The organism is Azospirillum sp. B4 (genome assembly GCF_000333275.1).
Lineage (GTDB): Bacteria > Pseudomonadota > Alphaproteobacteria > Azospirillales > Azospirillaceae > Nitrospirillum.
Map to the genome: position 1 here is coordinate 1 of NZ_BACU01000002.1, position 1799 is coordinate 1799.

The 1799-nt window shown below is 57.2% G+C and carries 2 protein-coding genes; both read left to right on the plus strand.

Annotated elements, in window-relative coordinates:
• On the plus strand, positions 1-723 hold a 723-nt coding region (locus I55_RS33920), incomplete at its 5' end, for a ParB/RepB/Spo0J family partition protein (RefSeq protein WP_148293495.1).
• Positions 724-1133: 410 nt separating this feature from the next.
• Positions 1134-1799 (plus strand): hypothetical protein (locus tag I55_RS00025; RefSeq protein WP_044558344.1); only part of this gene is annotated, 666 nt, incomplete at its 3' end.

A 1799-nucleotide genomic window follows, 5' to 3' on the forward strand; every position in this document is an offset into this window, starting at 1 on the left:
GCCCGTAGATACTTTGACGACGAAAAACAAAGGGCTCTTACTGAGAGTATCGGCGTTGTCGGACAGCTTGTTCCTGTNATCGTCAAAGATGACGATGACGGGCGTGCAGGCCATTGGACCCTGGTTGCCGGTGAACGCCGTTGGCGCGCGTGCGTAGCGCTTGGGAAGCCGCAGATATTGTGCATAAGGCAACCGGAGGGGACCAGTACTCGGGCTATCCAGCTTATTGAGAACCTCCAGCGGTCCGATATCACGCCAATTGAACAAGCCCGCGGGGTACGAGATCTCATCAACGAAGAAGGCTTGACTCAAGTCACGGCCTGTTCCGTCCTCGGGCTGTCCGAAGGTGCTGTAAGCCAGTTACTCACCATGCTCTCTGATCTTTCGGAATTCATTGTCGCTGATGTCGAGGCGCATGGAACTGATGTCGCCACCTCTTTGCTATACGAGCTGAGCCGCTTTCCTGAACCTGACCAGATTGCCTTATGGCCGTCTGTGAAAGATGGCTCCATAAAGCGCACCGGCCTTAGGTTGGCAAAAAAAGGGCAGGGATCCGCTACGGAGAGCTCTTCAAATCGAACCGCTCCCATATTTCGTGGCATTTCCGCATTCAGCAAAAGCCTGGAAGGCATCCGTTCAGCAGGTCGACCGCTGGAAGAGGCGGAGCGCTCTCAGCTCATGGAGCTTCGCGACAGACTTAATGAGCTGCTTAGCAAAGACTGAATCTTTAGCCGGCTAAAGATTACATTAGGACGAGCCCCGCAGACCATCGGTTGGCGGGGCTTTGTCATTGAGCCCATGGAAGCAGAATTTAGTCCGTTCCAAAAACTAGACAACCTTGGTTGCGAGCATCGCTAACGATCGGAAATCTTTAGCCGGCTAAAGATTCATAGCGTTGAAATTTCAACCGATTGCCCCTGTCATATATTGCCCTCAAGTCGCTTCAAGGTAACAGCCCATATAATGGACCGGAACGAAAGTTAAATGGCATTTAACATGCGTCAAGGAATATTGGGGAGCCGCTGTTGGTGATAATTGATACTTATCGCCAGAGAAGGAAGGCAGTACCTTATAAGGAGGCAGCGCGCCGAGCGGGCGAAACCCGTCGCCAGCGGGATGGGAGACAGGGCCAGATGGGCGAGCGAACGGCATCGGATGCGGAAAGTGAGGGCGCGTGGATCCCCATGTTCACCCTGCCGCTGGTCGATCTCGATCCCAAAGTCGTCATCGAGGTTCCAGGACTGGCCTTGGTGTCGGCCGACGATGCCCGCGTGCGGGATTTGGCCCAGCGGCATCCGCGCTTCGCCACCTACCTTGGGGCTTTCACCACCGAGTTCGGCCAAGCCGTGACACCCAGTGTGCTCATTCGGCACAGCACGTCGCCCGAGACCTACCGCAGCGTCGAAGCGCTCGCCGGCTTCCGCGACGCCGTGGCCTTGTCTGTCGTCCCCTATGCCTGGGCGCTGACCCTGCGCCATGGTGCGCCCCTCGGCATTCGCTACGCCAATTGGTTCAATTTCTATCCATGGATGACGGACCAGGCTTACGAGGTCCTCCTCATGCGCAGCATGGCCCAGCACGGTCACCACCCTCTGGTGGAAGAACTGAAGCCTCAGGTGCTCCCCGGCTTTGCGCCCATGCTCATAACGGGACAGATGGTGGATCGGCCTTTATTGGACGCGCTGCTGAACCGATGGCAACAGCGCTTTGGCCTGTCGCCCCCCTCTCATGACCAGGTCGCGTTGTTCCGGGCCCTGAACATGGCCCAGGCCGCGGCCCAGGCGCCGGGGAATGTGGAG